Origin of the sequence: Pseudomonas sp. NPDC089408, from assembly GCF_044749445.1 — a bacterium.
Classification (GTDB): domain Bacteria; phylum Pseudomonadota; class Gammaproteobacteria; order Pseudomonadales; family Pseudomonadaceae; genus Aquipseudomonas.
Map to the genome: position 1 here is coordinate 336540 of NZ_JBIVHY010000003.1, position 25669 is coordinate 362208.

Here is a 25669-nt window from a genome sequence, read left to right on the forward strand (position 1 = left end):
GATGCACAAATTGCTGGGGCTGCTCTGCAGCCCTTTCGCGACACAAGGCCGCTCCTACAAGGGCCTGCGTACGCCGCTCAGTCTGGAGTAAAGCTCTTATAGACTGGCCTGGCCCTCCAGCCAGTCCAGCAACTCCAGCAACCCCGCCGGCAGGTTCCTGGCCTGGCTCACCAGGTAATAGCCCTTACCGGTCAGCACCTTCAGCGCAAACGGCATGCACAACCGCCCGCCGCGCAGGTCATCGCCAATCAGCGACCAATCACCGATCGCCACGCCTGTCCCCTGCGAAGCCATGGCCATTGCCATGTCCAGCGTCTCGAAGTGCTGTTTCGGCCCCTGTGCCGCCAGCGTTACACCAGCCGCCTGCAGCCACAACCGCCAGTCATGCTCATCCCGCGAGGGGTGCAGCAACATGTGCCGCGCCAGGTCTTCAACCTGCTGCAACGGCAGTGGCCCCTCACGCAATGACGGCGCGCACACCGGCGTCAGTTGCTCGTCGAATAGCTTGCGCACCTGCAGCCCGTGGTTCGGTGCATCGCCGTAGACCACCGCGGCATCAAAGCCCTCGCGGCGAAAATCCACGCCATGCTGAACGGTCGTGGTCAGCTCCACCGGTACGTCCGGGCGCAGTGCCTGCCACTCCATCAGGCGCGGCAGCAGCCAGCGCATCACGCACGTGGGCGCCTTCAACTGCAGGGTCGTGCTGTGCTCTCCCACCTCGCGCACACCTTGCTCGATGAGTGCAAATACCTGTTGTACCCGTGGCAGCCAGTCCTGGCCTTCACGGGTCAGGCTCAAGCCGCGGGCCTGGCGCTGGAACAAGGCATAACCCAGGTGCTCCTCCAGCGCAGCGATCTGCCGGCTGACGGCGCCTTGGGTGATGTGCAACTGCTGCCCGGCACGGGTGAAATTGCAGCACTGGGCGGTGATCAGAAAGGTATGCAGGGCGGGCAGGGGCGGGAGGCGTTTCATCGCAATAAGCCATGATCTCAGGACATGGCTAGTATGTGTTTTTTTGCATTGTGGCGATAGCCGTGGCTTGGGTCCAATAAGCGCATAACCCAACAAGATTCATGGTGAAACCCGATGGCAACCTGCGGCGAAGTACTGGTCAAACTCCTTGAAGGCTATGGCGTGGACCATGTCTTTGGCATCCCCGGCGTGCATACCGTGGAGCTCTACCGAGGCCTGGCGGGCTCGTCCATTCGCCATATCACCCCGCGCCACGAGCAGGGCGCCGGGTTCATGGCTGACGGCTATGCGCGCACCCGTGGCAAACCCGGGGTGTGTTTCATCATCACCGGCCCGGGCATGACCAACATCACCACCGCCATGGGCCAGGCCTATGCCGACTCGATTCCGATGCTGGTTATTTCCAGCGTGCAGTCGCGTGACCAGCTGGGCGGCGGCCGTGGCAAGCTGCACGAGCTGCCTAACCAGGCGGCGCTGGTGGCGGGTGTCGCGGCGTTTTCGCACACCCTGATGAGTGCTACCGACCTACCACAGGTATTGGCGCGGGCCTTTGCGGTATTCGACAGTGCGCGGCCGCGCCCAGTGCACATCGAGATCCCGCTGGATGTGCTGGTTGAGCCGGCTGACCAACTGCTGCCGGGCCGCCCGGTGCGTGGTCACCGGGCAGGGGCTGCACCGCAGGCCGTCGCGCAGATGGCTGAACGCCTGGCCTGCGCAAGGCGGCCATTGATCCTCGCCGGTGGTGGTGCCTTGGCAGCAGGTGCTGTGCTGGCACGCCTGGCCGAACACCTGCAGGCGCCGGTGGCGTTGACCATCAATGCCAAGGGTTTGCTGCCGGCCAGCCACCCGCTGCAGATCGGCTCGACCCAGTCGCTGCCGGCCACACGGGCGCTGGTGGCCGAGGCCGACGTGGTGTTGGCGATCGGTACCGAACTGGCCGAAACCGATTATGACGTGACCTTCAAGGGCGGCTTCGAGATCCCGGGCAGCCTGCTGCGTATCGACATCGATCCCGACCAGACCGTGCGTAACTACCTGCCGGAGTTGGCGTTGGTCGCCGATGCCGAACTGGCCGCCGACGCGCTGCTGGGCGCCTTGCAGGTACAGCCGCAACCGCTGCGTGAGAGCACTTGGGGTGTGGCCCGCGTGGCCAACCTGCGCCAGGCCCTGGCGGCAGGCTGGGACCAGCCGACGCTGAGCCAGACGCGCTTGCTGAGCGCGATTCTCGAACGCTTGCCCAATGCCATTCTGGTGGGCGACTCGACCCAGCCGGTGTACACCGGCAACCTGACGTTGGACATGGATCAGCCACGGCGTTGGTTCAATGCCTCGACTGGTTACGGCACCCTGGGTTACGCCCTGCCAGCGGCCATGGGCGCCTGGTTGGGCAGTGCCGAGCAAGCTGGCGAACGCGCGCCGTCGGTGTGCTTGATTGGGGATGGCGGTTTGCAGTTCACCCTGCCCGAGCTGGCCAGCGCGGTGGAAGCGCAGGTGCCGCTGATCGTGCTGCTGTGGAATAACCAGGGGTACGAGGAAATCAAGAAGTACATGGTCAACCGGGCGATCGAGCCGGTCGGGGTGGATATTCACACCCCGGACTTCATCGGCGTGGCGCGGGCGTTGGGGGCTGCGGCGCAGAGCGTGGCGGATGTGGCGCAGTTGCAGGCGGCGCTGGGGGAGGCGGTGGAGCGCAAGGGGCCGACCTTGATCCAGGTTGACCAGAATCAGTGGCAGGCGGCTGTGCTGGGCTGAGGTATTGCCGTTGCCTGGGCGGGCCTCTTCGCGGGTGAACCCGCTCCTACAGGGATTGCACAAGGCTTGAGGTCCATGCAAAAGCTGTAGGAGCGGGTTTATCGAGGCGTCGAACCGCCGCGAAGAGGCCAGATCAGGCTAAAGCAGCACTCAGCCAGCCGTAGCCCGCAACCGGGCTACATCGCGAATCGGCGGCGCGCCATACAGCCGGCTGTATTCGCGGCTGAACTGCGACGGGCTTTCATACCCTACCCGATAGGCCGCTACCGCCGCCTCAAGCCCGTCGTTCAACATCAACCGCCGCGCCTCCTGCAGGCGCAGTTGCTTCTGGTACTGCAACGGGCTCATTGACGTTACTGCCTTGAAGCGGTGGTGCAAGGTTGAGGTACTCAGGTTGACCTCACGCGCCAGGTCTTCGATACGCAGTGGCTGCTGGTAGTTGTTGTTGAGCCAGGTAATAGCCTGGCAGACCCGGTGGGTCTGGCTGTTGGCCAAGGCAATTTCGTACAGCCGGCAACCCTGCGGCCCACGCAGCAGGCGATAAAGAATTTCGCGGCGGAACAGCGGCGCCAACATCGCGATATCGCGCGGAGTGTCCAGCAGGCGAATCAGCCGCAACAGGGCATCGAGTAGCGCTGCGTCGGTTTTTTCCACAAACAGTCCACGGCCGGAAGGCCGGTTGGGCACCAGCATTGGCCCGCTTTCGGCGATCAGCTGGCTGATCTCGGCCGGGTCCAGGTCCATGCGCAGGCCCAGGCTGGGGTTCTCCGGGCTGGCGTCGAGTTTTACGCCACTCAGCGGCAAGGTCACCGAAACCACCATGTAATGCAGGGGGTCGTAGGCGTATTGCTCATCACCAAGAAACAGGCTTTTACTGCCTTGAGCCAGGATACACAAGGCGGGTTGCGCCAGGGTGGGCACCGAACGCACGTTCTCGGTGTAGCGCACCAGGTACAGGTCAGCGATGGCCGATGCCGGGCCGTGGGGCTCGCCGGCATGGCGGGTAATCAGTTCGGCCAGCTCCAGGCGCTGCTGTTCCAGGGTCGGGTCGGTGGGCGTGGCGGTGGTCATGATGGCTTTCCTCTGCTGACCGTCGCAGCATAGGTTTGGGCAATGGCGGGCGCTAGTCGAAAGCTGCACGACGATTGCCTGATCCTGCCGCGCTGCAGGATCAGGCAATCGACCAGCAGTAATGGCCTAACGCGTCGCGCGGGAGAGCCCCTAACCTTGGCAGCCTGGCTTTTCCGTCCGCCTGCTTCAAGGAGATTGAGCAATGACCTTAAAACAACCGGTCACCCATCTTGCGTTCATTCGTGCCAGCAGCGGGCGCTCGGCGGAGTTGGGCGCGCGCCTGCGTGACCTGCTCGAGCCCTCGCGGCGAGCGCCGGGTTGCCTGAGCTTCACCGTGCAGCGTTCGCAGGCCGATGCCGACCTGTGGCTGCTCAGTGGCAGCTGGCAGGACCAGCAGGCGATGAGTGGCTACTTTGCTTCGCCGACGCTGGACGTGTTTGGTGAGCTGGTGCAGGCGCGGGTGGTCAGCAGCCTGGATCTGCATACCTTTGATTGATTGGCCAGCTGGCGCAGGCCCTTGTAGGAGCGGCCTTGCGTCGCGAAAGGGCTGCGCAGCAGCCCCGGCGATTTGTGCATCTGTGCTGAGACCCTGGGGCTGCTCTGCAGCCCTTTCGCGACGCAAGGCCGCTCCTACAAGGGGCGCGGTGGCTGGGGTAAGATACCGGGCACTGATCAACCAGGTAGAGAGCAACATGGCACGTAGGGAATTCCCGCAGTTCGAAGCGGTTTCGGCGATGGTCCCGGTGGAAGGCGGTGGCTACAACGCGGCCATTGCGGTCAAGGCGCTGGGCATGGGTGGCGCGCCGCGTTTTCACAAAGTCCTCGACGGGCAGGTGTTCAAGGGCGCCGTGGCCGCCGATGAAGCGGCCACTGCCGAGCTGCAACGCCTGCAGGGCGTCAGCGAAGAGGGTGAGCTGATCTGGTGATCAGGCTTGCGGGCGGCCCATCTTGAACAGGTTGCCCAGCTCGAAATAGTCTGCCGGGCCGCCGCCACGCAAAATCGGCTCGGCGGCCACGGTATCGTAGATGCCGTTGTTCAACAGGTGCTCGGCAATGTGCACCGCTACCACTTCCCCAAGGATCAACCAGCTGGGCACCAGCTCCTGGTCGGCCCGCTTGAGCTGGACGATCTGGCTGACCTTGCACTCGAAGGCTACCGGGGTTTCGCCCACGCGCGGCACCTTGACGATGCTCGAGGGTGTGGCAGTGAGGCCGCTCAATTCGAATTCACTTACATCCGCAGCAACCGGCGCGCAGCTCTGGTTCATCTGCTCGGCCAACGGCCGGGTGGCCAGGTTCCAGACGAATTCGCCGGTCTGCTCGATGTTGTTCAGGCTATCTTTGCGCCCGACGCTGCAGAAACCGATGATCGGCGGGATGTAGTTGAAGGCGTTGAAGAAGCTGTAAGGCGCCAGGTTCAGACGGCCTTCGCGGTCCTGTGAAGAGATCCAGCCGATAGGGCGGGGGCCGACGATGGCATTGAACGGGTCGTGGGGCAGGCCGTGGCCTTTGGCGGGTTCGTAGTAATACATCTGTGCTGGGCTTGCGGGCCCTACCTCCTGGTGGACAAGGTGCCTAGTGTGCCAAGCCTGTGCCCGCCTGCAAATGATCAAGCCCGGCAAAAGCCGGGCTGGGTGCTCGCAGCAGGGGTCAGCTGATGCGGTGGGCGTTGGTGCGATCGAAGCCGTCTTCGGCGAAGCGTTGGCCGCCGGTGCGGTCGAAGCCGTCTTCGGCGAAGCGTTGGCCGCCGGTGCGGTCGAAGCCGTCTTCGGCGAAGCGTTGGCCGCCAGTGCGGTCGAAACCATCTTCAGCGTAGCTGGCCGACTGAGTCTGGGCTGCGGCGAAGGTGTGGGCGTTGGTACGGTCAAAGCCATCTTCGGCAAAGGCGCCCGTAGCGAAAACCGAGAGGGCCAGGGTAAGGATCAGTTTGTTTTTCATGGTCGTTGCTCCGAGGGGGTCGTGAGTTGTTTGTTTCTATGGGTTTAATGCTACGCCGATTAATTTGATTAAAAAGCGCAAAAAATGGCGCTTAAAAATCGAATTATTCGATGCGTATGGGTGCGCGCATAGCCAGTCAGCCTGCGGCCTGGCTCTGGGAGCGTCGGCGCATGCGCCAACGTTCTGCCAGCCATTGCAGCTTGATGGGGTTGAATTAATGGGGCGTTAAGAAGGAAAAATCTTACGGAGATGGCTGATGAACGTATTTTTCATTTATCACCAACCGTTTTTTCAGGCATTGCTCAGCACCATCGCCGCACCTAAAACTGGAGCGGCACAACAATGAACAAACTCCCGCAAATCACCTTGGCCTTCTGGGTCATGAAGATCTGCGCTACCACCCTGGGGGAAACGGCAGGTGACTTGCTGTCGATGACCCTGAACATCGGCTATGCACTCAGCTCGCTGTTGCTGATCAGCGTGTTCCTGCTGACGTTGCTTGGCCAGTTGTATTCGCGCCGCTACCACCCGATGCTCTACTGGCTGGTGATCCTCTCCACCAGCACCGCCGGCACCACCATGTCCGACTTCATGGACCGTACCCTGGGCCTGGGTTATGCCACAGGTTCCGCTTTGCTCATCGGCATCCTGCTGCTGACGTTCCTGGTCTGGCGCCTGAGCGGCAACCCGCTGGATGTCGCCCGCATCAAGAACCGTACGGGCGAGCTGTTCTACTGGGTGGCGATCCTGTTTTCCAACACTCTCGGCACCGCGTTGGGTGATTACCTGGCCGATGACTCGGGGCTGGGTTTTGCGGGTGGCGCGCTGTTTATTGGCAGTGCCATAGCACTGGTGGTGTTGGCCCGTTACTGGACGCGAATCCCGGGTGTGGTGCTGTTCTGGGTAGCGTTCGTGCTGACCCGCCCGTTCGGTGCCACCTTGGGCGACTTCCTCACCAAGCCTCATGAAAAGGGCGGCCTGGACTTTGGTACGGTCGGATCTTCGGCAGTGCTGGGCGGGGTGCTGCTGGTGTTGGTGCTGATGGCGACCTGGTTCCAGCGTCGTGAGCCGCGTCAGGCGTTGGAGATGTCCTGAGCCTGCTTTCAGGCACAGATGAGCCGATTAAGTGGGCTATTCGGCTCACATTGTGAGCCGAATAGGGTTTTTAATCGGCTCATCAGGGGCTTTGGAGGTATGGGTTGAGGTTTGCGGTGCTGCTGAGATCGAGCGCCGCCCGCGCGGCGCTCGATCTCACAGGCGCAGAAACGGTTGTGGCGGACACCTGCCAGCCCACCCCCAACCTCAAGACATACTCCCCCAAAAAAAAGGGCGCCCCATGCTCTGGAACGCCCCTTTCATTACTGCAAGCCGGTATCAGTCAGTAGTAATCCGCGAGTGCTGCTTGGTGTCCTTCATGGTCGCATAGACCAGCAGCGAACAGGCGATACAGGCGGTGACATACCAGTAGAAGCCGCTTTCCATGCCAGCGCTCTTGAACCACAGGGCGACGTACTCGGCGGTGCCGCCGAAGATCGACACCGTCAGCGCGTACGGCAGGCCCACGCCCAGGGCGCGGATCTCGGTGGGGAACAGTTCGGCTTTGACCACGGCGTTGATCGAGGTGTAGCCGCTGACGATGATCAGCGCGGCCATGATCAGGAAGAACGCACCCCACCAGGTCTGGATGGTGTGCAGGGTGCTGAGGATCGGTACGGTGAACAGGGTGCCCAGTACACCGAAGGCGATCAGGATCGGACGACGGCCTATCTTGTCGGACAGGCCGCCGATCACCGGCTGCAGGCACATGAACAGGAACAGCGTGGCGGCCGAGATGGTGGTCGAGTCGCTGATGCTCATACCCACGGTATTGACCAGGTACTTCTGCATGTAGGTGGTGTAGGTGTAGAAGGCCAGGGTACCGCCCATGGTCAGGCCGACCACGGTCATCAGTTCCTTGGGGTGGCGCAGCAGGGTGCGCATCAGGCTTTCCTTGGCCTTTTCCTTCTTGGTGAACGAGGCGGTTTCTTCCATGCCGCGACGCAGGTAAAGCGCCACCACGGCACACAGCGCACCGATCACGAACGGCACACGCCAGCCCCAGGCATACAGCTGCTCGGTGGTCAGGGTCTGCTGCAACACGATCAGGACCGCCAGGGCGATGAGCTGGCCGGAGATCAGGGTCACGTACTGGAAGCTGGAGAAGAAGCCACGGCGCTCCTTGCTGGCCATTTCGCTGAGGTAGGTGGCTGAGGTGCCGTATTCGCCACCCACCGACAGGCCTTGCAGCAGGCGGGCGATGACCAGCAGGATTGGCGCGGCGACGCCGATGGTTTCATACCCAGGGGTGAGGGCGATGACCAGCGAACCCGCGCACATCAGCAGTACCGAGGCCATCAGTGCCGCCTTGCGGCCTTTGCGGTCGGCGTACAGGCCCATCAGCCAGCCACCGATCGGGCGCATCAGGAAGCCAACGGCAAAGATCGCAGCGGTGTTGAGCAATTGTGCAGTGGAATCACCGGCCGGGAAGAAGGCTTTGGCGAAGTACAGCGAGAATGCGGCGTAGACGTACCAGTCGTACCATTCGACCATGTTGCCGATGGACCCGCTGAAGATCGACTTCAGGCGGCTGGCGGTAGTTTTTTCCGCGGCAGGCGCGGTGGCCGCCCCGGCGGGCAGGGAGGTGGCGTTATCCATCAGGGATACCTTCTCGTTGTTTTTGTGGAGCGCGCCGTAGCGCAGCTTGCACAGGTGATTGCAGAAGGTGTGCCAAATGGGTGCGGGGTGATCCAAACGGGGGCGTTGTAGGCCCTTCGCGGGCACGCCCGCCCCCACAGGGACCGCGCCGCGACTGATGTTTCACATCTCAGTGTAGGAGCGGGCTTGCCCGCGAAGGGCTGCAAAGCAGCCCCAAAATCTCCAAGTAATAAGCGAATTCTCGCCTACCAAACCCTCACCATAAGCGGATTTCCGCTCATTCGCGCCCAACAAAATCCTCACGTACCAACCCATGCCGCTGCATCTTCTCGTTCAGCGTACGCCGCGGCAGCTGCAACGCCTCCATCACCGCATTGATCGCCCCGCCGTGCTGGCGCAACGCCGCGCGCAGGCACTGCGCCTCGAACGCTTCCATCTGCTCGCCCAGCGACTGCCCGCCAAGCGCCACCTCGATGTTCGGTGAACCCAGCCCCAGCGCATGCCGCTCCGCCGCATTGGCCAGCTCACGCACATTGCCCGGCCAATCATGCGACAGCAGCTGTGCCAGTTGTGCACCCGACAGCGGTGGCGCGGCACGGCCAAGCCTGTCGGCAGCAGCGCGGGCGAAGTGTTCGAACAGCAGTGGAATGTCCTCGCGCCGCTCGCGCAATGGCGCAAGGCGCAACTCGGCGACGTTCAGGCGGTAAGCCAGGTCTTCGCGGAAGCGCCCGGCGCGGGCTTCTTCGAGCAGGTCAGGCTTGGTTGCGGCGATGATGCGCAAATCGACGCTGATGCTCTGGTTGGCGCCCAGGCGCTCCAGCTTCTGCTCCTGGATCACCCGCAGCAGCTTGGCCTGCTGAGCCAGGGGCATGCTTTCGATTTCATCAAGGAACACCGTGCCGCCGTTGGCATACTCCAGCTTGCCGATGCGCTTGCCCTGGGCGCCGGTGAAGGCACCGCTTTCATGGCCGAACAGCTCGGCTTCGAACAGTGCTTCGGGGATGGCCGCGCAATTGAGGGCAACGAATGGTTTGGCGGCGCGTGGGCCAAAGTCGTGCAGGCAACGGGCGACCCGCTCTTTGCCACTGCCGGTTTCGCCACGGATCAGCACATTGACCGGCAGGTTGGCCAGGTCCAGTACCTGGCGACGCAACTGCTGCAGGCCCTGGGACATGCCCAGCAGCGTGCCCTCCAGGCGTGACTTGAGGTCGGCCCGCTCGTGCAACCGGCGGTTTTCCAGCACCAGCTGGCGTTTTTCCAGGGCCCGGCGCAGGCTGCCCAGTAAATGTTGAGGAGTGAACGGCTTCTCCAGGAAGTCATAAGCCCCATTGCGCATGGCCTCCACGGCCATGGGCACATCACCGTGGCCGGTCAGCAGGATCACCGGCAGGTCGGGGTCGTCCGCCTGCAGGCGTTCGAGCAATTGCAAGCCGCCCATGCCGGGCATGCGCACATCGCTGATGATCACCCCGGGGAAATGCTGCGGCAGATTGGCCAGGCACTCTTCAGCACGGGCGAACAACTGCACGCTGAAGCCGGAAAGGCTCAGCCATTGCTCGACTGCCGTACGGATACTGGCTTCATCATCGACGACGATCACTGAATTCAACATACAGGCTCCAGGTCTCGGGGCAGGGTAAGGCTCAGGCGTGCACCGCCGGGCAGGTTTTCGGCCTGCAGCTGGCCGCCGGCCTCGTGGACAATGCCATAGGAAATGGCCAGGCCCAGCCCCAGCCCTTCGCCCACCGGTTTGGTGGTGAAGAACGGGTCGAAGACCTTGGCCAGGTCGGCTTCGGCAATGCCGCCACCCGAGTCCAGCACACTCAGGCGCCACAGCGCGCCGTCAGGCTCGATGCGGATCTCCAGGCGTTTGTAGCGCTTGTCGGCCATGGCGTCGAGGGCATTGCGCAGCAGGTTGATCAGCACCTGCTCAAGGCGGATGGCATCGCCGCGCACCCAGGCCGGGCGCGCCAGGTACAGGGCCACCTCCACCTCTTCGCTGCGAATGCGCGCTTCCAGCAGGTGCAGGGCCTGGTCGACCACGGTGGCCAGGTCGAGGCGCTCGCGCAGGCCCACCGGGCTGTTGCGGGCGAAGGTCTTCAGGTGGCTGGTGAGTGCAGCCATGCGCGTCAGCATTTGCTCCAGCGGCTCCAGTGCCTGGCGCGCTTCGTCGTAGCGGCCGTTGTCGAGCAGCAGGCGCAGGGTTTCCAGCTGCATGCGCTGGGTGGTTAGCGGCTGGTTGATTTCGTGGGCCATGGCCGCCGACATCTGCCCGAGTGCGGCCAGCTTGGCCGATTGCACCAGGCCTTCCTGGGCGGTGCGCAGCTCGCGGGTGCGTTGCTCGACCTGGCGCTTGAGTTGTTGCCGGCTGCGCTGGCGCAGACGGGCCAGGCGCAGGCGCTGGCTGACGAACAGCGCGGCGAATACCAGGCTCAGCCATACGGCAGCTGCGCCGAGGGCGGCGTTGCGGCCGTCGGCGGCGACCTGCGGTTTGCGCAGCAGGTGCAAGGTCCAGTTTTCGCCTTCCAGCGGCAGGCTTTCCCACAAGTATTCGGCACTGCCTTCCGGGCCTTGTACGCGGCTAAGGGTGCTGTTGGCGGCAAAGCGGGTGAGTACCTGATGCTGCAGCGGCACCAGCGGTTGCTTGTCGTACTGGCGGGTTTCGGCGAGCTCGGCACGGTCGGCGCCACTGAGCGGCTGCAGCTCGCGGTAACGCCAGCCGTCCTGGTTGGCGATGAAGGTGATACCACGGGCGTCGCTGACCAGCAGGATATCGTTGCCCTGGCGCCATTCACGCTCAAGCTCGGGAAACTCCAGCTTCACCACCATGGCACCGAGGAAGCGGCCATGCTCGTCGTTGACGGCGCTGGCAAGGAAGTAGCCCGGCACGCCACTGGTAACGCCGACGGCGTAGAAGCGGCCACTGCCCAGGCTGCGGGTTTGCTTGAAGTAAGGGCGGAAGCCGTAGTTGGAGCCGACGTAGCTGCTGGGCAACCGCCAGTTGCTGGCGGCAATGGCCAGGCCGGTGCGGTCGAGCAGCTCGAGGGTGGAGGAATTGGCGGCGCCGTTGATGCGTTCGAGCTTGCGGTTGAGGGCGTCCTGCACCGCCTCGTTTACCGGGCCGCGCAGGGCCGCGATCAATTCCGGGTCCAGGGCCAGCACAGCGGGCAGGGCGCGGTAGCGGTCGATCAGGGTGTGCAGGGTGTTGGCGTACAGGCCCAGTTGCTGGTTGGCGCGTTGGGCGTCGTCTTCCATGGCCTGGCGCTTGGCCTGGTGCATGGCCCAGCCGGCACTGAGGGCGGTGCCTAGCAAGATCAGCAGGGTGATCAGCCCCAGACGCAGGGCGCGAAAGGAAAAGGGCATGGGGCGGATCCGGATGAATGGGATATCAGGGCCGGCCTCTTCGCGGGTAAACCCGCTCCTACAGGTACGGCATAGACGTGTAGGATCGGGTTCACCCGCGAAAGGGCCAGAACAGGCGACCTTTCAGTTACAGCAATTCAAAGCTCTGCTGCTGCACCGCCTGGGAATCCAGCCCGACCTGCACATTGAATTCCCCAGGCTCGGCAACCCGCTGCAGTTGGCCATTGTAGAACTTCAGGTCCTCCTCGCTGATGCGGAAGCTCAAGGTGCGTGTCTCGCCTGGCTTGAGCATCAGTTTCTGGAAGTTCTTCAGCTCTTTCACCGGGCGGCTCATCGATGCCGACACATCTTGCAGGTACAACTGCACCACTGTCTCGCCAGCCACCTTGCCGGTGTTCTTCACCGTCACCTTGGCCTCCAGTGTGTCGCCGCGCTTGAAGTCCTTGTTCGACAACGCCAGGCCCGACAGCTCGAAGCTGCTGTAGCTCAGGCCATAGCCGAACGGGTACAGCGGGCCGTTGGGCTCTTCGAAGTACTGCGAGGTGTAGTTGCCCGGCTTGCCTGGCGTGAACGGCCGGCCGATGCGGGTGTGGTTGTAGTACATCGGGATCTGCCCGACCGAGCGCGGGAAGGTGATGGCCAGCTTGCCGGACGGGTTGTAGTCACCGAACAGCACGTCGGCAATGGCATTGCCGCCCTCGGTGCCGGAGAACCAGGTTTCGAGGATGGCGTCGGCCTGTTCACGTTCCCAGCCGATCGACAGCGGGCGGCCATTCATCAGCACCAGTACCAGCGGTTTGCCAGTGGCTTTCAGGGCTTTGATCAGCTCGCGCTGGCTGGCCGGGATTTCCAGGGTGGTGCGGCTCGACGATTCGTGGGACATGCCACGCGACTCGCCTACCACCGCCACTACCACGTCGGACTGCTTCGCTGCCTTGACCGCTTCGTCGATCAGCACGGCCGCCGGGCGTGGGTCGTCGACGATTTCCGGAGCGTCGAAGTTGAGGAAGTTCAGGTAGTCGAGGATCGCCTTGTCACCAGTGACGTTGGAGCCTTTGGCGTAGACCAGCTTGGCCTTGCCTTCCAGGGCGCGGCGCAGGCCTTCGCGCACGGTTACCGAATGCATCGGTTTGCCGTCGGCAGCCCAACTGCCCATCATGTCGATCGGGGCATCGGCCAGCGGGCCGACCAAGGCGATGGTGCCGGCCTTCTTCAGCGGCAGGGTCTGGTTGTTGTTTTCCAGCAGCACCAGGCTGCGGCGCGCCACATCACGTGCGGCCTCGCGGTGCAGGCGTTCGTTGCCGTAGTAGTCCTTCAGGTCGGTTTCGGCCTTGCCGATGCGCACGTACGGGTCCTTGAACAGGCCCATGTCGTACTTGGCGCCCAGCACTTCGCGGACGGCCTGGTCGAGCTCGCGCTGGGTCACTTCACCGGACTTCAGCAGGCCCGGCAGCTCTTCGCCGTACAGGGTGTCGTTCATGCTCATGTCGATACCGGCCTTGATTGCCAGCTTGGCCGCTTCGCGGCCATCACGGGCGACGCCATGGCGGATCAGTTCCTGGATGGCGCCGTGGTCGCTGATGGTCACGCCCTTGAAGCCCCATTCCTTGCGCAGCAGGTCGTTCATCAGCCAGGTGTTGGAGGTGGCCGGCACGCCGTTGATCGAGTTGAGCGCCACCATTACCCCGCCAGCACCGGCGTCGAGCGCGGCGCGGTAGGGCGGCAGGTAGTCGTTGTACATTTTGGGCAGGCTCATATCGACCGTGTTGTAGTCGCGCCCGCCCTCTACCGCGCCGTACAGGGCGAAGTGCTTGACGATGGCCATGATGCTGTCGGGGTTCCCCGGGCTGCTGCCCTGGAACGAGCGCACCATCACCTGGCCGATTTTCGAGGTCAGGTAGGTGTCTTCGCCGAAGCCTTCACTGGTGCGGCCCCAGCGCGGGTCGCGGGCAATGTCGACCATGGGGGCGAAGGTCATGTCCAGGGCATCGGCCGAGGCTTCGATGGCGGCGGTGCGGCCAACCTTGGCCACGGCGTCCATGTCCCAGGTGGCGGCCATGCCCAGGCCGATCGGGAAGATCGTGCGTTCGCCGTGGATGGTGTCGTAGGCAAAGAACATCGGGATCTTCAGGCGGCTGCGCATGGCCGCATCCTGCATCGGGCGGTTTTCGGGTGCCGTACGCGAGTTGAAGGTACCACCGATGCGCCCGGCAGCGATTTCTTCACGGATCTTCTCGTGGGGCATTTCCGGGCCGATGCTGATCAGACGTAGCTGGCCGATTTTCTCGGCTTCGGTCATCTGGCTGATCAGATGCTCGATGAAGGCCTGCTTGTCTTGCAGGGGCGGGGCGGAGGGGGCGGCGAGGGCCGCCTGACTGGCAAGGCCCATGGCCAGGCCCAGCAAGGACAGTTTCATCATCAATTCCGTTTTGGGGCTTGTGCCGTATCCACGGTGATACGCGCGCGGCCGAAGTTTTCAGGCGGCTATTGTTGTACGATTCGCAGGCAATTCATCCAGCGGCGGATTATGCCTGAATATGTCACCCGCGGACGAAGCCCCGTATGCCGGGACAACAACTATAAGAACGTTCAAGAGACCGACGGCATGACCCCCTTCGACGAATACCATCAGCGGCAGATTGCCGAAGCCATTGCCCGTGCCGAACGGCGTACCGATGCCGAGCTGGTGACGGTGCTTGCCCGGCGTGCCGATGATTACGCCTATTGGCCTTTGTTTTGGGCCGCCATATTGGCGCTGGCTTTGCCTGGGCTGTTGCAGTGGCTGTCGGGTTGGCCGGGTGTGCGCGGCTTGCTGGTGGCCAACGTGCTGGTGTTTGTCTGCCTGTGCCTGCTGCTGCGCAACCCGCGCCTGGCCGGCTGGCTGATCCCTCGGTGGCTGCGTCGCTGGCGTGCCTCGCGCCTGGCCCGGCAGCAGTTTCGCGAGCAGAACCTGCAGCGCACGGCGGGCGCGACGGGGGTGCTGATTTTTGTCAGCGAGGCGGAGCGGCATGTGGAAATTCTGGTCGATCGCGGTATCGAGCACTGCCTGGATGCCGCAGCCCGTGCGGCCATCGTTGCCCGCTTTGCCGAACAGGTGCGCCAAGGCAGGACCTTGCAGGGCTTTGTCGAATGCATCGAGGCCTGTGGCGAGTTACTGAGCGAGCATGTGCCGCCTACCCATTCGCGCAATGAATTGCCCAATCGCCTGGTGATCCTCGATTAATCGGAGCTCAATGGTCTGTGGGAGCGGGCTTGTCCCGCGAACACCGGCAAAGCCGGTGCCAGACACCGGGTTGCCTGCTTCGCGGGACAATCCCGCTCCCACAATGGCCATTGTTCTCTGCGAAACAGCGTAGCCCGGAAGGGCTGGGTGATCTCCCACAGGAAGTACCCTTCCCTGTAGAATGTGCGCATTGCGCCAAGCGCTTCCCGCTATTCGAGGCACCGTTTTTCCATGTCCGCCAGTCATTCCGCTTCCGCCGCGCCGGATGCGCGCGCCCAGTTTCTCGACCTGCTGCACGCTGCTCTGCACGGCAACACCTTGGTCAAGCTGGTGCTGGCGCGCCATGTCGGCGCCGACCAGGCCTTGCAACGGATCATTGCCAAGCCGCTACAGGTCAAGGGCCAGCCGTGCCTGTCGCTGGTCTACCGTCACCAGACCCGCGACATCACCCGCAACCTGGCGCTGGACCAGGCCCAGGCTCTGGTCGCCGAGTTGCTGCCGGACAGCTTCCGCAATGCCCATCTGTTCGACGCGGACGGCGAAGTGCAGCTGACCTTCAGCAAGAAGGGCAAGCCCATGCTGCAGCGCCATGGCGCGCAGGCACCGCGCGAGGTTGCCGCAGGCAGCGGTCATGACCGCGAGAAGAAACGCTACCTGGAGCTGTCGCGGCCGTTTCTGCGCGACCTCGGTGTAACCGACGCACAAGGCGCGCTGATCCCGTCCATGTCGCGCAAGTGGAAGCAGATCAACAAGTTCATCGAAGTCTTCGACCACGCCCTGGCCAGCGCTCCGGTGCCGGCACAGCAGGCGCTGCGGGTGGCAGACTTCGGTTCGGGCAAGGGTTACCTGACCTTTGCCATGCACGACTACCTGCGCAACAGCCTGGGCCGCGAAGCGCAGGTAACCGGCGTCGAATTGCGCCAGGACATGGTCGACCTGTGCAACGCCGCCGCCTCGCGCCTGGAGCACCCGGGTCTGGAGTTCCAGTGTGGTGACGTACGCAGCGTGGTACCTGCAGCCATCGAAGTGATGATCGCCCTGCATGCCTGTGACATCGCCACCGACTATGCCATTCACACCGGCATTCGCTGTAATGCGGCGATCATCATGTGCTCGCCGTGCTGCCATAAGCAGATCCGCCCGCAACTGCACAGCCCAGGCTTGTTGCAACCGATGCTGCAGTACGGCCTGCACCTGGGCCAGCAGGCCGAAATGCTGACCGACAGCCTGCGTGCGCTGTACCTGGAAGCCTGCGGGTATGAAACCAAGGTATTCGAGTTCATCTCGCTGGAGCACACCAACAAGAACAAGATGATTCTTGCGGTGAAGCGGCGCCAGGCGGTGGACAACGGCGCGTTGCTGGAGAAAATTGCCCAGCTCAAGGCGTTCTATGGCGTGCAGGAGCACTGCCTGGAGACGTTGTTGCGGGGTGATGGGTTGCTCTGAAACAACCGTCATGGGCCCTGTATGCGAGGCCTTGTGTCGCGAAAGGGCTGCGCAGCAGCCCCGGGATTTCAGCGTAAACGCACACATTGCTGGGGCCGCTTTGCGGCCCTATCGCGACACAAGGCCGCTCCTACAATAGATCGTGTCAGCGTCGAGTAACGGGCACTTCAATCGCGAGTTCTGCCTGCCCCAATGGATGGGTGCTGGCATCGAAGAAATGCAGTGCCGTCCCCGGCAAATCGCCGAATCGATCAACAAAATGCTGCTTCTGGTTGATCACCGAAGCCTCGCTCAATTGCCGGATAGCGATCGACAGCTGTTTCGGCCCGGCCAGTCGGATGGCTTCAAGCAGGTGCTGGTCAGTGCTGTCCAGGTGCTGACCAAACAGGCATAGGCCCTGATGTTCCTGCGCTAGCTGCCCCAGGCACCAACTTAGGTAGTCCGAGTGACGAATCGCACGCAGTTTCTCTTCGCTGCGGTCTTCGTTGATGAAAAGCGGTACTTCACCCGGAATGTTCACGGCAAAACCATCGAGCAGTTCGGCGCTGTCGGCGCTGCGTTGGCGGGTGGTGCCGTCGGGCAACTTCAGCAGGTGCAGGCCACCGTGCAGGTGCATGACCCGGGTGCCTTCGCTGCGGGTGCGGCGCACGTCAAAGAAGCCTTGCTCGTCGAACAGTTCGGCGAAGCCATGCGGGGCGTGTTGCACTGCCCACGGCAACAATAGGTCGTAGTTGCTGGTGTAGACGCTACGGTAGTTGCGCAGGGCCTGGTTGAGGGTTTCCAGGGTTGCGGCGGGCATCAGCGGCCACGGCAAGTGCACGGTGCGCACGGCGTGGATCAACGCTTCCTTGATCGAGTAGTAGCGGTTCAGCGGCGCGGTGGAGTTGATGGCCAGTGCAGCGTTGGCGCGCACGGTGGTGTTGAGGGTGCTGAGCACTGGCTCGAACAGTTCCGTTGCCAAGGACTTGAACAGGGCCTGGTCGCTGATGGCCAGGCCTTTCTTGCGCCCGGCGCGTTGCGCTTCCTCGAACAGCGAGAAGTAGCCGAACGGCTTCCACACGGCGCGGCTGGCGCCATTGCCCAGCAGCAGGGCGTCGCAGGCGTGGCGGGCGGCGAGTTCTGGCCAAGGGATGAGGGTGGCGTCGAGTGCGGGCATGCTGGGTCCGTTGGGTGGTGCGGGGAACGGGGGCGACTTTAGCATGTCATGCAAGGTGTGCGAGGGTTGCTGTCCAGGCAATAGTCTTGAGTTGCCTATGCTGGCCTCTTCGCGGCGGTTCGACGCCTCGATGAACCCGCTCCTACAAAATCTGCATCAGGCTTGAAACCTGCGCTGGACATGTAGGAGCGGGTTTACCCGCGAAAGGGCCGGATCTGGCAGAGCAAGGCTTACGATAAAGGACTTTCTCATGCACAACCCCTGGTTCAGTTGTTTGGCTTTGATTGGTTTTTTCACTGTATCCACAGCCTCCGCCAACAATGGCCAGGCCCTGGCCGCCGCCCACGGTATCCCGCACCCAGCAGTAATCGCCCACCGTGGCGCCTCGTACGACGCCCCGGAATCCACCACCCCGGCTTACCTGCTAGCGCGTGAGCAGGGCGCCGACTACCTGGAACTTGACCTGCAACGCACCCGCGACGGCGTACTGGTAGTGGTGCATGACGATGTGCTGTCGCGCACCAGCGATGTCGCCGAGCGCTTCCCGGAGCGCAAAGCCAGCCCGGTCAGCGCCTTCACCCTCGCCGAACTCAAGTCGTTGGACGCCGGTAGCTGGTTCAACCACGCCTACCCGGACCGCGCCCGGCCAAGCTTCCGCAAACTGCCGATCCTTACCCTGGATGAAGTCATCGACATCGCCGAAGGCAACCCCGAACGGCAACCCGGTCTCTACATCGAGACCAAGGTTCCCCAGCAGTTCCCCGGCATCGAGCAGGACCTGAAGTCACGGCTTGAAGCCCGTGGCTGGCTCGACCGACCGGGGCGTGTGGTCCTGCAGACCTTCGACCGCAACAGCCTGGCGCTGCTGCACCAGGCCATGCCGCAAGTACCGAAGATACTGCTGCTATGGGTCGGTACGAAAGCCATCAAGCCCGCCTCGGGGCAGGACTTCGTCGAATCGGGCGAAATCGACAAGGCAGCGTTCTACGCCCGCCAGCAGCCGCGAGACCAGGCAGAGTTCCTGCGCTGGCTTGACTACGCCAGGCAAGGCGGTGCTGTGGGGACCGGGCCCTCTGCCAGGCGTACGGGCCTGGGCGAGCAGAGTTACGCCGACCTGATCCAGCCATGGATGAACCAGGCCAGCCATGCGCGAGATCTGCTGGTGCATGTGTACACCCTCGACGAGCCGGTGGATTTCGACAAGGCGATGAAAGCGGGGGTAGACGGGATATTCACCAACCGCGCAGGGGCGTTGCTGCGCTATTACCAGCGCCCGGCGGAGCCTGAGGCAGCAGCGCTGGAAAGGTTGGGTTACTGATCACTTGCAGGCTTTCGTCAGTGCGCCAGGGCCTTCAGCACATGGTCAGGATCATTACGTATCGCACGCAGCAATGCTTTGGCAGGCCCGGTTGGTTCTCGCCGCCCTTGTTCCCAGTTTCTCAGGGTTGCAACCTGTACATCGATGATCTCGGCAAAGCGTGCTTGGGTAAGCCCCGTTGCCTTGCGGATGTTACGGACCTGCAGCGCATCGATCTCGAATTCACGAGAGGGCGCACGGTTGCCCTGGACGATGTCGTCCATCTGTTGAACGCTTTCCATCAGTTCGTCAAAAAAGCGGTTCATGCGTGCCTCCAGTGTTCAATGATCGACCTCAGCGCCTTGCGTTGTTCGCCGGACAGGTCGGGCTGCTCGTTCTTGCCGTAGATGTAGAGCATGGCTATCTGTGATCTGGATATGAAGTGATAGTAGATAACCCTGGCGCCACCGCGTTTTCCGTGGCCGTTCGCAGCCACACGCAATTTGCGCAAACCGCCTGTTCCCTCAATCAAGACGCCTGCCTCGGCTGAAACCATCAGCCTGATTTGCAGCAGGCGATAGGTATCGTCGTCGAGCAGCTCTCTGACTCGCTTGGTGAACAAAGCTGTTTCGGTGAAAAGCATAGCAGATTGTACGCCATTGGCGTAGCTGCCGGTTGTCCAGCGCTACAGAGAAAGGAGTGCCCGGCTGTACTTCAGAGCGGGATAGCGAGGCTAGCGAACCTGGTCGTGCCTAGCCGATCATCCCTTTCCGAGTACCAGGTAGTCCTTTTCTGTACAGCATGCTGACTGCTAGCCAGGGTGGCCCGCTTGACCCTGCCCGGCAACCGGCAGACTGCGGTTGCGATTACGCCACACCCGATACGCCCGAATCCCCGCGCGCACCGAGCCGAACAGCAGTTTGTCTTCCATCTCGCGCGCCATTCCCGAGCGCACCAGCATGCGCAGGAAGGTACCGCGGGCGCGGGCGATGGCGAAGAAGATGCCTTGGGCGGCCAGGGTGTCGCGCACTTCACGCAGGGCGGCCATGCCGCTGACGTCGATGCTGGTCACAGCTTCGGCATCGAACAGCACCGCTTTTGGCTCGGCCTGGCTCTGCACCGCTTCGAGCAGGCGCATCTTGAAGTAGTCGGCGTTGAAGAACAGGATCGCGTCGTCGAAGCGGTACACCACCAGGCCGGGCACGGTGCGGGCATCCTTGAACTTGCGAATGTCGACCTGGCCTTCGGTGCCCGGCAGCCAGCCGAGCACGGCGTCGGTTGGCTGGTAGATGCTGTACAGCAAACGCAGTATCGCCAGTGTCACGGCAAACACGATGCCGGGTAGCACGCCCAGGCCCAATACGCCCACGGTGGTCAGCAGGCACAGCCAGAATTCAAAGCGGCTAAGGCGGCGGATATTCCCCAGCGACTTGATGTCGATCAGCCCCCAACCGGCCATCAGCAGCACCGCGCCCAGTGCCGCCTGTGGGATCCACGCCATGGGCGCGGTGAAGAACAGCAGGATCAGAGCGATCACCAGCGCAGCGATAATGCCCACCAGCTGGCTTTTGCCACCGACCATGTCGTTGACTGCGGTTCGCGAGTCTGCACCGCTGATGGCAAAGCCTTGGGAAGCCCCGGCCGCCAGGTTGCTCACACCCAAGGCGACGAACTCGTGGTTGGCGTTGATTGCGTAGCCATGCCGGGCAGCAAAGCTGCGTGCAGTCAGCATGGCACTGCAGAAACTGACCGTGGCGATACCCAGGGCGTCGCGCAACAGGCTTTTCATTTCTGCCAGGTTGCTATGTGGCCAGGCCAGTTGCGGAATGCCGGCGGGCACCGGGCCGAGGATGGCAACGCCAAAGCGGTCGAGACCCAACAGGCCCACCAGCAGCATGAACAGCGCTACCACGATGAGCGCGGCAGGCAACCGTGGGTAGCGCCGTGGCAGCCAGATCAGCAGGCCCAGGGCGGCCAGGCCGATGAGCAAGGTTACCCAGTGGATTTCACCCAGGCGCTGGAAGAAGTTGATCAGGCTGAGGATAAAACCGTCGGCCTCGATCTTGAACCCCACCACCTTGGACAGCTGCCCGGCAATCAGGCTCAGACCAATACCGTTGAGGTAGCCGATCAGGATCGGCCGCGAGAAGAAGCTGGCGATGAACCCGGCCCGCGCCAGGCCGGCGGCAATCAGCATGACCCCGACCAGCACGGTGACGATTACTGACAACTCCGCGATGCGTTGCGGGTCGCCCATGGCCAGTGGCGCCACGGCACCGGCAATCATCGCGCAGGTGGCAGCGTCGGGGCCGACCATCAACTGGCGCGAGCTGCCGATCAGTGCGTAGACCATCATCGGCAGCACGCAGGCATACAGGCCGTACTGCGGCGGCAGGCCGACGATCTGCGCGTAGGCAATGGCAATCGGGATCTGGATTGCCGCTACCGAGAGCCCGGCCTGCAGGTCGGCGTGGAACCATTCGCGGCGGTAGTGCAGCAGGTTGGCAAGGCCCGGTAGCCAGCGGGAGAGAAACATGCGTCGTCCTTTCGAAATGCTTCACGAAACCATGCACGCATTGAAGCGGATCGGCAGGCACTTGGCCATGCTACTGATCATCGAAAGCAGTAGATCGAAGGGCGGGGCAGAAACGAAAAAAAGGAGCCATGGCTCCTTTTGACAGTGATGACGTTGCTGGAACGCCATGCGGGGATTGCAAATGTGGAGCGGGTAGAGGGAATCGAACCCTCAACTAAAGCTTGGGAAGCTTTCGTTTTGCCACTAAACTATACCCGCGTCTGCGCAGCACTTTTTACCAGAACCTTCCACGAATTAGAAGCCCAAGTTATAAAAAAGCTTGTCGGCGCCCCGTGGCCTGCGGGTATCAGTGTCAGGGCGCCGAACTGCTCAGATGGCCAATGCATGCTGCCCCTGTTGTACCGGCTGATAACGTTGACGGGTTTCACGCACGGTCGGCTTGAGGAACCCTAGCATGACGTTGCGGGTGTCCTCGCAGGCGGCCTTGTTCTCCATGTCCAGGAAGTGGCCCGCATCGCGGATTACGCTGAACTGGCTACGGCCCACATGTTTGCCGAACTGCCGGGCATCTTCGACCGTGGTGTACTCATCGCGGTCACCGTTGATGAACAGCACCGGGATATTGATACTGCGCGCGCCATCCAGCGCCCGTTCCAGGTCGTGTTGCAGCACCTGATTGATGTGGAAGTGCATTTGCTCGTATTCGTGCCTGTCCAGGCTGCTGACGTGCCGGTAGTTGAAACGCTTGAACAGTGACGGCAGGTGCTTGCCGATGGTGTCGTTGACCAGGTTGCCGACCTGGTAGCGGTCACAGGCGGCCAGGTACTGGCAACCGCGGTCCAGGTAGTCGCGCATCGGTTCGTTGATCACCGGCGAGAACGAACTCACCACGGCTTTTTTTACGCAACGCGGCTGGTGCGCCAGCGCCAGCAGTGTGCTTGCACCACCCCACGAGAACGACATCACGTGGTCGGCCTGGAAGTGCTCGATCAGCTCAAGGAGGATATGCGCCTCGGTCTCCTTGCTGATCAGCCGTTCCTGACGGTTGTGTGGCTTGGATTTGCCCGCATAGGGCTGGTCGAACAGTACGATGTTGAACTGCGGATGCAGGTTACGTACCGTTTGGGCGAACGAGGCCGTGGTAGCCAGCGAGCCATTGATCAGAATGATCGTGTTCTCGGCCGCATCCGCGCGATAGAACTCCGTGTAAACCCGATACTGACCTTGGATATCAAGTACAGCGATTTCTGGCCTCATGTCATCGACTCCTGGCGCAAAAAGGGTATTCGCGTCACCTAGGGTGCACGTTCTTTATGACAGGTAGGCATTCGCCTGAAGAGTAACCGGGGGCCCTGTGTCGATCCTTGGCACATGCGTCGACGGTGTTGTTTTTGGCGGGCAATTTGCCGTGCCCCAAGGCATCAAGGCCCTGGGTGGCCGGCAAAAAGTTGTCTTGGTCTGCGATAGTGACTTGGTAGTCACATGCGGACTGACGAATTGGATTCAAGCAGTGGGTCGGGGATACCGCAAGTGCCGTTCGGGGGGAAATGTGACTTTTGTCGCTCAGCGGTCGTATGACGACCCTGCGCAGTCTGTTCCGGCCCTTTCGCGGCGGTTCGGCGCCCCGATGAACCCGCTCCTACAGGTTCGGCGCCCCCTGTAGGAGCGGGTTCACCCGCGAATAGGCCCGAGCAGGCGACCTAGACGGTAGCTATTTCTTCAGCCGTCAGTTCCCGAAAAGCCCCAGGCGCCAACTCCGGATCAAGCCGGATCGCCCCCATGCACTCCCGATGCAACCCCACCACCTTGTTGTCGAAATGCCCGAACATGCGCTTGACCTGGTGATACCGCCCTTCAACGATCGCCAGCCGCGCCTGGCGTGGGCCGAGAATATCCAGCTGTGCAGGCTGGGTAGTGAGGTCTTCAAAGGCAAAGTAGAACCCTTCACGGAACTTGGCCACATAGTGCTCGCCAATCTCATCCTCGGTTTCCACCAGGTAATGCTTGGGCAGCTTGGTAGTCGGCTGGGTCAGGCGCCGCGACCACTGGCCATCGTTGGTCAGGATCATCAGCCCCGTAGTGTTGAAATCCAGGCGCCCGGCAATGTGCAGGCCATCACGCAACATCGCGGGCAGCAGGTCGAGCACGGTACGGTGCTGCGGGTCCTGGGTAGCGCTGACACAGCCGGTTGGCTTGTGCAACATCAGGTAGCGGGCCGGGCGCCCGGCCTGCAGCAACTGGTCGTCCAGCTCCACACGGCTGAATGCGCGCACCTCGGCCAGCGGGTCACTGACCACCTGGCCGTCCACCCGCACGCGGCGCTGCGCCAGCATCAGGCGTGCTTGCTGGCGGTTGTGGCTGGGCAGGCTGGCAAGAAAACGGTCGAGACGCATGGAAAACAGTCAGTGAGTGGTGGACGAGCGCAGTTGCTCTTCAACGGCAGCACAGCGCGGGCACAGGCAAGCCTTGTTGCGCAGTTCGGCAGGCAGGGCCTGGAGCACGGCCGGGTCGATGCTGACACCGTAGCACCAGCAGGCCTGGGTGGCCCGACGTGGGTCGGCCAGGCTGCACTGGTTGAGGGCACCGCAAGCGGGGCAGTGTTGCTGATCAGTCATGGGCTTCACTACAGACACGGTTGCGGCCAGCCTGCTTGGCACGATAAAGCGCACGGTCGGCGCGGGTCGGCAGGGCGTGCAGGGTATCCCCCGGTTGCAGGCTGCTCAGGCCGATGCTGGTCGTCAGGCGCAGCGGATGGTCGTCGTAGCTGAAGGTCAGCTGTTCGGTGCGCCGGCGGATCTTTTCCGCCACCTCGCTAGCCTGCCGGCCTTCGGCTTCACGCAGCAGCACGATGAACTCCTCACCGCCCCAGCGGCACAGTATATCCGACTGGCGCAGGCTGCCTTGCAGCACATTGGCGAATTGGCGCAGCACTTCGTCGCCTGCCAGGTGCCCATGGGTGTCGTTCAGCGCCTTGAAGTGGTCAAGGTCGATCAGCAAGGCCACCAGAGGGCCGCTGTCGCGCTGGGCTTCGTGCAGGGCCTGGGCAGCGAGCAGGTCGAAGCTGCGCCGGTTGGGCAGGCCGGTGAGGCTGTCGAGGGTGGCCAGGGCTTCGGTGCTGGCCTGGTGGCGGCGGACCATGGCATGCACCAGCGCCAGTACCACCAGGGTGATCATCGCGCAGATTGCCAGGTTCAGGTACAGGGAGTGGCGAATGCGGTCGAGGGCACCGGTTTCACGCTTGTCCACCAGCAGGTACCAATCCAGTTCGGGCAGGTGGCGCACGTTGATGAAGTGGCTGTGGTTGTCACTGTCCCGGTATTCGTGGCTGCCTTCGCCGGGTACCGGTTGCTCGGCCAGCACGTCATTCAACTCAGGGTTGGCACTGAGCTGTTGCCCGACCCGCAAGCCATGCGGGCCGCCTGCCGAACCGGTCAGCAGCACCTTGCCTTTGGCGTCGGTGAACAGCACCGCACGCTGGTAACGCTGCTGGTACTGGTCGATCAGCTTGACCACCGACGATACGCTCAGGCCGACACCTGCAGCGCCAATGAAGCGCTGCTGGTAGTCATGCACCTGGTAATTGATGAACACGGTGAGGCTGTCCTGGTTGGCCATGTCCAGGTCAACGTTGATCTCGTAGGGGGCCTTGAGTTCGCGCAGGCGGAAATACCAGGCATCGCGCCAGGTGCCCGGTTCGACATGCTTGAGTACGCCCTTGGCCTGGTAGTAGGTGAGGGTGCGGTCGGAGACGAAGAAGGAGGTGAATGTGTCCTGCTTGCCCATGACCTCGCCCAGGTAGCGGGTCATGCGCGCGGTATCCTGCTCGCCGGACAGCACCCAGTCGCGCAGGAAGGTGTCCTGGGCCATCATCGAGGCGATCAGCACCGGGCGGATCAAGTCTTTCTGGATTTCCGAGTAGACGGTGTCGGAGGTCAGTGGCAGTTCGGTGTTGATGATGCCGTCGCGGATGGCGCTGCGCGAGGCGAAGTAGCTGAGCAGTGAAGTGGCAAGGAAGCCGCAGGCCAACAGTACCAGCAGGGTCAAGATCAGCGAACGCTGCGAGAACAGGGCGGAACGTAAGGGCATGATCTTCCCGTGATGTGTGCCGAGCCTCTTATTCTAGTGAGATGGCTGAAAAATAACTGCAAGTTTTTCAGGGTTATAGCAGCTGTATCAATTTGTTGCAGAAATGGCACTGCACCTCGGCCTCGCTGTCTGATT

General features: G+C 62.6%; 23 protein-coding genes and 1 tRNA gene. 7 read left to right on the forward strand and 17 right to left on the reverse strand.

Annotated features, from left to right (window positions below):
- Positions 1 to 96: 96 nt before the first annotated feature.
- Positions 97 to 972 carry a LysR substrate-binding domain-containing protein gene (locus ACIP02_RS07375; protein ID WP_400614704.1) on the reverse strand — a complete coding sequence of 292 codons (876 nt, stop codon included), beginning with the start codon at positions 970 to 972 and terminating at the stop codon, positions 97 to 99.
- A 114-nt stretch (positions 973 to 1086) separates the two neighbouring features.
- Between ACIP02_RS07375 and ACIP02_RS07380 the strand changes: the two genes are divergently transcribed.
- A complete protein-coding gene (locus ACIP02_RS07380) occupies positions 1087 to 2724 on the forward strand; it encodes a 5-guanidino-2-oxopentanoate decarboxylase (protein ID WP_400614707.1) in 1638 nt (545 codons plus the stop codon).
- Positions 2725 to 2874: 150 nt separating this feature from the next.
- On the opposite strand, the gene ACIP02_RS07385 is transcribed toward ACIP02_RS07380, so the two are convergent.
- Positions 2875 to 3795: an AraC family transcriptional regulator N-terminal domain-containing protein gene (locus ACIP02_RS07385; RefSeq protein WP_400614709.1), complete on the reverse strand. Its 921-nt coding sequence runs from the start codon at positions 3793 to 3795 to the stop codon at positions 2875 to 2877.
- A 202-nt stretch (positions 3796 to 3997) separates the two neighbouring features.
- Between ACIP02_RS07385 and ACIP02_RS07390 the strand changes: the two genes are divergently transcribed.
- Together ACIP02_RS07390 and ACIP02_RS07395 are read left to right on the forward strand one after the other, a co-directional pair.
- Positions 3998 to 4291, forward strand: a complete 294-nt coding sequence (locus ACIP02_RS07390; protein ID WP_400614712.1) for a putative quinol monooxygenase — start codon at positions 3998 to 4000, stop codon at positions 4289 to 4291.
- A 196-nt stretch (positions 4292 to 4487) separates the two neighbouring features.
- Positions 4488 to 4721, forward strand: a complete 234-nt coding sequence (locus ACIP02_RS07395; protein WP_400614714.1) for a hypothetical protein — start codon at positions 4488 to 4490, stop codon at positions 4719 to 4721.
- On the opposite strand, the gene ACIP02_RS07400 is transcribed toward ACIP02_RS07395, so the two are convergent.
- Positions 4722 to 5327, reverse strand: coding sequence for a flavin reductase family protein (locus ACIP02_RS07400; RefSeq protein WP_400614716.1), 606 nt, complete (start codon positions 5325 to 5327; stop codon positions 4722 to 4724).
- A 118-nt stretch (positions 5328 to 5445) separates the two neighbouring features.
- Complete coding sequence (locus ACIP02_RS07405) at positions 5446 to 5733, reverse strand: hypothetical protein (RefSeq protein ID WP_400614718.1); 288 nt, start codon at positions 5731 to 5733, stop codon at positions 5446 to 5448.
- A 342-nt stretch (positions 5734 to 6075) separates the two neighbouring features.
- On the opposite strand from ACIP02_RS07405, the gene ACIP02_RS07410 reads away from it, so the two are divergent.
- Positions 6076 to 6828, forward strand: coding sequence for a hypothetical protein (locus ACIP02_RS07410; RefSeq protein ID WP_400614720.1), 753 nt, complete (start codon positions 6076 to 6078; stop codon positions 6826 to 6828).
- Positions 6829 to 7107: 279 nt separating this feature from the next.
- On the opposite strand, the gene ACIP02_RS07415 is transcribed toward ACIP02_RS07410, so the two are convergent.
- From ACIP02_RS07415 to bglX, 4 genes are all read right to left on the reverse strand, one after another.
- Entirely contained in the window at positions 7108 to 8427 is a 1320-nt protein-coding gene (locus ACIP02_RS07415; protein ID WP_201205935.1) for an MFS transporter, read from the reverse strand.
- A gap of 277 nt (positions 8428 to 8704) precedes the next feature.
- The gene (locus ACIP02_RS07420) at positions 8705 to 10039 is read right to left on the reverse strand and encodes a sigma-54-dependent transcriptional regulator (RefSeq protein WP_400614723.1); all 1335 of its coding nucleotides are present in this window, start codon (positions 10037 to 10039) and stop codon (positions 8705 to 8707) included.
- Positions 10033 to 11790: an ATP-binding protein gene (locus ACIP02_RS07425; RefSeq protein WP_400614725.1), complete on the reverse strand. Its 1758-nt coding sequence runs from the start codon at positions 11788 to 11790 to the stop codon at positions 10033 to 10035. Before ACIP02_RS07425 ends, ACIP02_RS07420 begins: the two co-directional genes overlap by 7 nt.
- A gap of 127 nt (positions 11791 to 11917) precedes the next feature.
- Positions 11918 to 14209 carry a beta-glucosidase BglX gene (gene bglX / locus ACIP02_RS07430; RefSeq protein WP_400614727.1) on the reverse strand — a complete coding sequence of 764 codons (2292 nt, stop codon included), beginning with the start codon at positions 14207 to 14209 and terminating at the stop codon, positions 11918 to 11920.
- A gap of 186 nt (positions 14210 to 14395) precedes the next feature.
- Here bglX and ACIP02_RS07435 point away from each other — a divergent pair, with 186 nt between their 5' ends.
- Together ACIP02_RS07435 and ACIP02_RS07440 are read left to right on the forward strand one after the other, a co-directional pair.
- Positions 14396 to 15013, forward strand: coding sequence for a TPM domain-containing protein (locus tag ACIP02_RS07435; protein WP_400614729.1), 618 nt, complete (start codon positions 14396 to 14398; stop codon positions 15011 to 15013).
- Positions 15014 to 15244: 231 nt separating this feature from the next.
- Entirely contained in the window at positions 15245 to 16459 is a 1215-nt protein-coding gene (locus tag ACIP02_RS07440; RefSeq protein ID WP_400614731.1) for a class I SAM-dependent methyltransferase, read from the forward strand.
- A 145-nt stretch (positions 16460 to 16604) separates the two neighbouring features.
- On the opposite strand, the gene ACIP02_RS07445 is transcribed toward ACIP02_RS07440, so the two are convergent.
- On the reverse strand, positions 16605 to 17615 hold the full coding sequence (locus tag ACIP02_RS07445) for a DUF4917 family protein (RefSeq protein ID WP_400614733.1): 1011 nt from the start codon (positions 17613 to 17615) through the stop codon (positions 16605 to 16607).
- 250 nt (positions 17616 to 17865) lie between these two features.
- Between ACIP02_RS07445 and ACIP02_RS07450 the strand changes: the two genes are divergently transcribed.
- Positions 17866 to 18933, forward strand: coding sequence for a glycerophosphodiester phosphodiesterase family protein (locus ACIP02_RS07450; protein WP_400614735.1), 1068 nt, complete (start codon positions 17866 to 17868; stop codon positions 18931 to 18933).
- A gap of 17 nt (positions 18934 to 18950) precedes the next feature.
- Here the strand turns inward: ACIP02_RS07450 and nadS are convergent, their stop codons facing one another.
- The 8 genes from nadS to ACIP02_RS07490 form a co-directional block, all read right to left on the reverse strand.
- The gene (gene nadS, locus ACIP02_RS07455) at positions 18951 to 19238 is read right to left on the reverse strand and encodes a NadS family protein (RefSeq protein WP_400614738.1); all 288 of its coding nucleotides are present in this window, start codon (positions 19236 to 19238) and stop codon (positions 18951 to 18953) included.
- Positions 19235 to 19555 (reverse strand): type II toxin-antitoxin system RelE/ParE family toxin, encoded by a 321-nt coding sequence (locus tag ACIP02_RS07460; RefSeq protein ID WP_400614741.1) that lies wholly within the window; start codon positions 19553 to 19555, stop codon positions 19235 to 19237. The genes nadS and ACIP02_RS07460 overlap by 4 nt, the downstream gene beginning before the upstream one ends.
- Before the next feature lie 168 nt (positions 19556 to 19723).
- The gene (locus ACIP02_RS07465; RefSeq protein WP_400614744.1) at positions 19724 to 21448 is read right to left on the reverse strand and encodes a SulP family inorganic anion transporter; all 1725 of its coding nucleotides are present in this window, start codon (positions 21446 to 21448) and stop codon (positions 19724 to 19726) included.
- 184 nt (positions 21449 to 21632) lie between these two features.
- Positions 21633 to 21706: transfer RNA gene (locus ACIP02_RS07470), tRNA-Gly, on the reverse strand.
- 111 nt (positions 21707 to 21817) lie between these two features.
- On the reverse strand, positions 21818 to 22705 hold the full coding sequence (phaG, locus tag ACIP02_RS07475; RefSeq protein WP_400614747.1) for a (R)-3-hydroxydecanoyl-ACP:CoA transacylase: 888 nt from the start codon (positions 22703 to 22705) through the stop codon (positions 21818 to 21820).
- 443 nt (positions 22706 to 23148) lie between these two features.
- The gene (locus ACIP02_RS07480) at positions 23149 to 23841 is read right to left on the reverse strand and encodes a pseudouridine synthase (RefSeq protein ID WP_400614749.1); all 693 of its coding nucleotides are present in this window, start codon (positions 23839 to 23841) and stop codon (positions 23149 to 23151) included.
- Positions 23842 to 23850: 9 nt separating this feature from the next.
- Positions 23851 to 24063: a cysteine-rich CWC family protein gene (locus ACIP02_RS07485; protein WP_400614751.1), complete on the reverse strand. Its 213-nt coding sequence runs from the start codon at positions 24061 to 24063 to the stop codon at positions 23851 to 23853.
- Positions 24056 to 25534 carry a diguanylate cyclase domain-containing protein gene (locus ACIP02_RS07490; RefSeq protein WP_400614754.1) on the reverse strand — a complete coding sequence of 493 codons (1479 nt, stop codon included), beginning with the start codon at positions 25532 to 25534 and terminating at the stop codon, positions 24056 to 24058. The genes ACIP02_RS07485 and ACIP02_RS07490 overlap by 8 nt, the downstream gene beginning before the upstream one ends.
- Positions 25535 to 25669 lie beyond the last annotated feature (135 nt).

Coding starts and splice junctions, on each gene's coding strand:
- ACIP02_RS07375 (WP_400614704.1), bottom strand. CDS start 972: ATGAAACGCCTCCCGCCCCTGCCCGCCCTGCATACCTTTCTGATCACC.
- ACIP02_RS07380 (WP_400614707.1), top strand. CDS start 1,087: ATGGCAACCTGCGGCGAAGTACTGGTCAAACTCCTTGAAGGCTATGGC.
- ACIP02_RS07385 (WP_400614709.1), bottom strand. CDS start 3,795: ATGACCACCGCCACGCCCACCGACCCGACCCTGGAACAGCAGCGCCTG.
- ACIP02_RS07390 (WP_400614712.1), top strand. CDS start 3,998: ATGACCTTAAAACAACCGGTCACCCATCTTGCGTTCATTCGTGCCAGC.
- ACIP02_RS07395 (WP_400614714.1), top strand. CDS start 4,488: ATGGCACGTAGGGAATTCCCGCAGTTCGAAGCGGTTTCGGCGATGGTC.
- ACIP02_RS07400 (WP_400614716.1), bottom strand. CDS start 5,327: ATGTATTACTACGAACCCGCCAAAGGCCACGGCCTGCCCCACGACCCG.
- ACIP02_RS07405 (WP_400614718.1), bottom strand. CDS start 5,733: ATGAAAAACAAACTGATCCTTACCCTGGCCCTCTCGGTTTTCGCTACG.
- ACIP02_RS07410 (WP_400614720.1), top strand. CDS start 6,076: ATGAACAAACTCCCGCAAATCACCTTGGCCTTCTGGGTCATGAAGATC.
- ACIP02_RS07415 (WP_201205935.1), bottom strand. CDS start 8,427: ATGGATAACGCCACCTCCCTGCCCGCCGGGGCGGCCACCGCGCCTGCC.
- ACIP02_RS07420 (WP_400614723.1), bottom strand. CDS start 10,039: ATGTTGAATTCAGTGATCGTCGTCGATGATGAAGCCAGTATCCGTACG.
- ACIP02_RS07425 (WP_400614725.1), bottom strand. CDS start 11,790: ATGCCCTTTTCCTTTCGCGCCCTGCGTCTGGGGCTGATCACCCTGCTG.
- bglX (WP_400614727.1), bottom strand. CDS start 14,209: ATGATGAAACTGTCCTTGCTGGGCCTGGCCATGGGCCTTGCCAGTCAG.
- ACIP02_RS07435 (WP_400614729.1), top strand. CDS start 14,396: ATGACCCCCTTCGACGAATACCATCAGCGGCAGATTGCCGAAGCCATT.
- ACIP02_RS07440 (WP_400614731.1), top strand. CDS start 15,245: ATGTCCGCCAGTCATTCCGCTTCCGCCGCGCCGGATGCGCGCGCCCAG.
- ACIP02_RS07445 (WP_400614733.1), bottom strand. CDS start 17,615: ATGCCCGCACTCGACGCCACCCTCATCCCTTGGCCAGAACTCGCCGCC.
- ACIP02_RS07450 (WP_400614735.1), top strand. CDS start 17,866: ATGCACAACCCCTGGTTCAGTTGTTTGGCTTTGATTGGTTTTTTCACT.
- nadS (WP_400614738.1), bottom strand. CDS start 19,238: ATGAACCGCTTTTTTGACGAACTGATGGAAAGCGTTCAACAGATGGAC.
- ACIP02_RS07460 (WP_400614741.1), bottom strand. CDS start 19,555: ATGCTTTTCACCGAAACAGCTTTGTTCACCAAGCGAGTCAGAGAGCTG.
- ACIP02_RS07465 (WP_400614744.1), bottom strand. CDS start 21,448: ATGTTTCTCTCCCGCTGGCTACCGGGCCTTGCCAACCTGCTGCACTAC.
- phaG (WP_400614747.1), bottom strand. CDS start 22,705: ATGAGGCCAGAAATCGCTGTACTTGATATCCAAGGTCAGTATCGGGTT.
- ACIP02_RS07480 (WP_400614749.1), bottom strand. CDS start 23,841: ATGCGTCTCGACCGTTTTCTTGCCAGCCTGCCCAGCCACAACCGCCAG.
- ACIP02_RS07485 (WP_400614751.1), bottom strand. CDS start 24,063: ATGACTGATCAGCAACACTGCCCCGCTTGCGGTGCCCTCAACCAGTGC.
- ACIP02_RS07490 (WP_400614754.1), bottom strand. CDS start 25,534: ATGCCCTTACGTTCCGCCCTGTTCTCGCAGCGTTCGCTGATCTTGACC.